Raw genomic sequence first — 4,793 nt, 5'->3', positions numbered from 1 at the left:
GTGGCGGCCCACCACCGCGGTCGGCGAATCCCACGACATGGCGGCGCCGGCGTTCCACTGACTCGCCGTCAGGCGCTATGGCGTCCCCAGATAGAGGTGTCGAGCGCGGCCGCGCCCGCCGGCATCGCCGGGCCCCGCACCGTCAGCCGGTCGCGCCACTCCCCCAGCGTCGCCTGCAGCGGCTCCGGTCCGCCCGCCACCCGCACCCGCACCCGCTCCAGCACCCGCGCGAGCTGCTCCAGCCCGTGCCCGCCCCGCCGCAGCTGGTGGGCCGGCAGCACGTCGCGCACGTCGGCGGAGGTGTAGGACGTGGTAGCCGGGGCACGATCAGCCTGGCCCGCTCCCATTTGCGCAACGTCGCCGGCCGGATGCCGAAACGCCCGCGTCGCGGCACAGACGTGCGGGTGATGCCCAGCAGCTGGGCCACCCGCGGTGCACCGATTCCCCCGGCGAACATGTCCGCCGCCCGAAACCGCAGCTCCTCACGCTGCGATCGAGCCTGGGCGGACGAGCCCCCGCTTCTGTCCGCGTATCTCATACCTTCAGCTCTACACCTGCGCGAACAGCGCACTGGAATCGGCTCCGAGCACACCGTCACGCCGAGATTTCATGGTCAGTATGCGCGTCATTGATTTACGTCACGGGTTATTGTCGTCGCGAAGCGCTAAACGATCAAGTGTGACGGCAGACGACCGTTACTCGTCACTCATGAGGTGGCATTCTCTGGCGACATCTGGCCGCCTACTGCGTCACTCTGGGACCGGGCCGTGAGCCGGCGCACTATGGCTAACGTGTTCTGACCCCAGCCTGATCAAGGCTAAGGTCACGCCGCGGACCTGATACGTCAGTGGTGGTAGGCGTGGACGACGGCGTGTCCTCGGCCCTTGGCGATCAGCCAGCGGTTGACCGGCACGGTCAGCACGAAGGCCAGCGCCAGGGAGAAGGCCAGGGCCGCCCAGAACAGGACACTGGCCAGACCGGCGTCCATGGCGCCAGGCACGGTGAGCATCACGGTGTTGTCGATGATCTCCATGACCGCGATGGAGACGGTGTCGGCGGCCAGGGCGACCTTCAGCGCCTGGCGCATGTCCAGGCCCGCCTTGAGGACGCCGCGCATGGTGAGGGCGTAGCCGAAGACGAAGGCGAGCGTGATCGACAGCGCGACGGTGGCGCCCGCGTGCAGTCCCACCGCGGTCCCGATGATCATTCCGAGGACCTCGCCGATGGCGCAGCCGGTCAGGCAGTGCAGTGTCGCCTGGGCGGCGGTGCGCCAGGAGGAGCCGCCGTGCGCGCCCGCGTGTCCGGCGTGGCCGTTTCCGGTGGGGCTGTGCGTGCTGTGGTCGTGGGTTGAGTGGTCCATGGCCTGTCATATCCCTTTCGATTGCGGGCCCGCCTGATGACGCCCAACCGGAAATATACCCATAGGGGGTATCAATTGCCAAGAGAGAGCACTGCCGGGACACCGGGGACGCGCGAACGACGCGGCCCCGGCACCGGGCCAGGACAGGGGGTTACTTAGTGCCGAGCGGGGCGTTCATCTGGTCGATCTCCTCGCTCTGCGAGGCGGTGATGATCTCAGCCCCGCACGGGTCCTTGGCAGGAGCGTAGGAGCCGGTGGTCTTCTTGGTTTCGGCCATCGCGGCCGTGCCCCGATGGTGGGCGGCCACCATCTGCAGGAACGCGGCGCCGAAGGCCTTGCCGGAGGCTTTCACCAGCAGCAGTCGCGTGCCCACCGGCTGAGGGGGACGGCGCACTGCGGCAGGTGCCTCACGAGTCCCAGCACGGGCAGCCGCTCCCTGCGCCTGGCGGGCAGCCCGGGTGCCCCGCTCCCGGCAATGTCTGGGCCGTAGAGCACCCCCTCCGCAGACTTGGTGATCACAGCGCTGTGCACGTCCGGACCATCTGGGGTGGTTCGCCGTAATCCACCTCATCCGTGAAATCGGATTCCTCTACGGGAATTGAACCCCTAGGGGGTATGTTAAGGTCACACATCGAGGTACCCCACCGGGGTACATGCGAGAGGAGAACCTCATGTGCACGGCATGTGCGTGCGGCACCGCGATCTCCACCTCCGCGCAGGTGGAGACCAGCGGCGGAACCGCCTACCAGGTCAGCGGGATGACCTGCGGGCACTGCGTCTCCTCAGTCTCCGCTGAGATAGGCAAGGTCGGCGGCGTCACCGGCGTCCAGGTCGACCTGGCCGGCGGCGCGGTCACCGTCAGCGGAGCCGGCTTCTCTGACGAGGAGATCCGCGCGGCGGTGGAGCAGGCAGGTTACGCCCTGGTCGAGACCTCGCCTGTCAGCGCTTCCTAGAGGAACGTCGCCTGAACAGACAAATGGTGGGCGTGCATTGGCGTGCACGCCCACCTGCGGGGCCGGTCCGAGTCGAATCACACCCAACCCCCTACGACACATCCTGCCACCCGGCGGGGATGTGCGGAATCAGGAGTGCGGCATGAACGCCGTCAATCCACGCAGGTGGCAAGCACTCATCGTGCTCGCCGCCGCGCAGTTCATGGTCATCATGGACACCTCCATCATCGGTGTCGCCCTGCCCGACATGCAGCGCGACCTCGGCTTCTCCCAGGGCAGCCTGCAGTGGGTCTTCAACGCCTACGTCATCGCCTTCGGCGGCCTGCTGCTGCTCGGCGGCCGTCTGTCGGACCTGTTCGGCGCCCGCAAGGTCTTCACCACCGGCTGGATCATCCTGATCGCCGGCTCCATCGTCGCCGCGGCAGCGGGTAACGCCTGGGTGGAGATTCTCGGCCGCGGCGTCCAAGGGGTCGGCGGCGCGCTCATCGCCCCGGCCTCGATGACCCTGCTCATGATGCTCTTCGGACACAACCCGCGCGAGCTGGGCAAGGCCATGGCCCTGTACGGTGCCGCCGCCCCGGCCGGCGGCACCGCCGGCGTGTTCCTCGGCGGCGTCATCACCGAGTATCTGAGCTGGCCGTGGGTCTTCATTGTTTACGTGCCGATCGGCCTGGCCACTCTGGCCGCGGTCCCGGCTCTACTGCCTGCTGTCCAGGGCAAGCGCGGTTCGGTCGACGTGCTGGGCGCCATCGCAGTCACCGCGGGCATCGCCCTGGCCGTCTACGCCATCGTGCGCGCTCCCGAGCAGGGCTGGAGCTCGGCTGCGACGCTGCTGGAGCTGGCCGGAGCACTCGCGCTGCTGATCGTGTTCCTGGTGATCCAGCGCACGGTGCGCGAGCCCCTCATGCCGCTGGGCATCTGGCGCACCCCGGGCCTGGCCACCGCGAACCTGGCAATGGCGCTGCTCGGCGCCGCCTGGATCCCGATGTGGTACTTCCTCAACCTCTACCTGCAGCAGGTTCTCGGCTACGGTGCCTTCGCCAGCGGCGCGGCGCTACTGCCGATGACCATCGCCATCATGATCTTCATGATCGGCATCACCGCCCGACTGCTCGGCCGGTTCGGTGCCAAGCCGCTCATCGCCGGTGGCCTGCTCATCCTTGCCGCCGGGGTGGCGGGCCTGTCCCTGGTCCGTCCGGACGGGGCATTCGTCTCCGACGTGCTGCCCGCCTCGCTGATCGCCGCGGTCGGCATGTCCCTGGCCTACATTCCGGCGATGATGTCGGCCATGTCCGGGGTGCGGCCGCAGGAGAGCGGACTGGCCTCCGGCATCGTCAACACCACCTACCAGGTCGGCTCGGCTCTGGGCCTGGCCGTCATGACCGCGATCGCCACCTCCCAGGGCGCCGCTGAGCTGGGGAATCTGCCCAGGCTCACCGACGGCTTCCAGGCCGCCTTCGTCGGCGCCGGAGCCGTGGCCACCCTAGGGGCCGTGCTCACCCTGCTGCTCATGCGCAAGGCCAAGCCGACGCCCACCGACGCCGGCACGCAGCGGGAAGCGGCGCGCGCCTGACACGGTTCGGGGGCGTGCCCCGGCACGCCCCCTTCCGCTCTCCCTGCGGCGCATCCGATTCACCGATTCACCGACCGCTCGGAATACCATAGGGGGGTATGGTGTTAGAGGAGATGTGAAGCCGAACGTAGGGGGACAGATGCACGGATACGCCGACAACAAGCAGGACCACCTGCGGCGGCTGCGCCGGATCGAAGGCCAGGCGCGCGGGCTGCAGCGGATGGTCGAGGAAGACAAGTACTGCATCGACATCCTCACCCAGGTCTCCGCGGCCAACCGGGCCCTGCAGTCCTTCGCCCTTTCCCTGCTGGAAGAGCACCTGGCGCACTGCGTGGCCGAGGCCACCGCCAAGGGCGGGCCCGAGGCCGAAGCCAAGATCAAGGAAGCCTCCGACGCCATCGCCCGCCTTGTCCGCTCCTGACCCACCCATAGATCCACCCACAACCATCCTGACCAGCACACGGATCCACGCATGAAGAGGAGGGCCGTCATGGCCACCACCAGCACCTACACCGTCAAGGGCATGACCTGCGGCCACTGCGTCAGCTCGGTCACCGAAGAAGTCACCGAGGTCGCCGGCGTCACCGGCGTCACCGTGGACCTGGCCACCGGCCTGGTCACCGTGGACAGCGACGGCCCCATCGACGACGCCGCGATCACGGCCGCCGTCGAGGAAGCCGGATACGAAGTGGTGACCCCCTCATGAACACACCCGCCAAGCTCGGCGCCTACGCCCTCGGACTCGCCGTGATCTTCGGTGGAGCCCTCGGGGCCGGCACCGCGGTGGGCTCCACCGGAACGCCGCCCGCCGCCAACGGCCACCAGGCCCATACGCCCCTACCCCCGAACCAGACGGCCGACGCTCACGCAACGCACGCACAGCCGGCCCCCAGCCAGGCAGCGACCG

At 68.7% G+C, this 4,793-nt stretch carries 8 protein-coding genes and 1 pseudogene; 5 read left to right on the top strand and 4 right to left on the bottom strand.

Features of this window, described 5'->3' with window-relative positions; translation table 11 throughout:
* Positions 1-68 precede the first annotated feature (68 nt).
* The 4 genes from ABZU75_RS45290 to ABZU75_RS45275 form a co-directional block, all read right to left on the bottom strand.
* Positions 69-347: a hypothetical protein gene (locus tag ABZU75_RS45290; RefSeq protein ID WP_355569393.1), complete on the bottom strand. Its 279-nt coding sequence runs from the start codon at positions 345-347 to the stop codon at positions 69-71.
* A gap of 497 nt (positions 348-844) precedes the next feature.
* On the bottom strand, positions 845-1,360 hold the full coding sequence (locus ABZU75_RS45285) for a DUF4396 domain-containing protein (RefSeq protein WP_355569390.1): 516 nt from the start codon (positions 1,358-1,360) through the stop codon (positions 845-847).
* Positions 1,361-1,511: 151 nt separating this feature from the next.
* Positions 1,512-1,733, bottom strand: coding sequence for a DUF305 domain-containing protein (locus tag ABZU75_RS45280; RefSeq protein WP_355569386.1), 222 nt, complete (start codon positions 1,731-1,733; stop codon positions 1,512-1,514).
* Positions 1,709-1,891 (bottom strand): hypothetical protein, encoded by a 183-nt coding sequence (locus ABZU75_RS45275; RefSeq protein WP_355569383.1) that lies wholly within the window; start codon positions 1,889-1,891, stop codon positions 1,709-1,711. The genes ABZU75_RS45280 and ABZU75_RS45275 overlap by 25 nt, the downstream gene beginning before the upstream one ends.
* A 140-nt stretch (positions 1,892-2,031) precedes the next feature.
* On the opposite strand from ABZU75_RS45275, the gene ABZU75_RS45270 reads away from it, so the two are divergent.
* The 5 genes and pseudogenes from ABZU75_RS45270 to ABZU75_RS45250 all read left to right on the top strand — a co-directional run.
* Complete coding sequence (locus ABZU75_RS45270; RefSeq protein WP_355569380.1) at positions 2,032-2,313, top strand: heavy-metal-associated domain-containing protein; 282 nt, start codon at positions 2,032-2,034, stop codon at positions 2,311-2,313.
* 142 nt (positions 2,314-2,455) lie between these two features.
* Complete coding sequence (locus ABZU75_RS45265; RefSeq protein WP_355569377.1) at positions 2,456-3,886, top strand: MFS transporter; 1,431 nt, start codon at positions 2,456-2,458, stop codon at positions 3,884-3,886.
* A 139-nt stretch (positions 3,887-4,025) separates the two neighbouring features.
* A complete protein-coding gene (locus ABZU75_RS45260; RefSeq protein WP_355569396.1) occupies positions 4,026-4,307 on the top strand; it encodes a metal-sensitive transcriptional regulator in 282 nt (93 codons plus the stop codon).
* 69 nt (positions 4,308-4,376) lie between these two features.
* Entirely contained in the window at positions 4,377-4,592 is a 216-nt protein-coding gene (locus tag ABZU75_RS45255; RefSeq protein WP_355569374.1) for a cation transporter, read from the top strand.
* Positions 4,589-4,793 (top strand): annotated as a pseudogene (locus ABZU75_RS45250) (hypothetical protein); the annotation flags it as partial. The gene ABZU75_RS45255 and the pseudogene ABZU75_RS45250, both read left to right, overlap by 4 nt.

Source organism: Streptosporangium sp. NPDC005286 (assembly GCF_040607515.1).
In the GTDB taxonomy this organism is placed as follows: Bacteria; Actinomycetota; Actinomycetes; order Streptosporangiales; family Streptosporangiaceae; genus Streptosporangium.
Note: the sequence above shows the minus strand (reverse complement) of the source record. Positions and strands in the feature narration are given on the sequence as shown.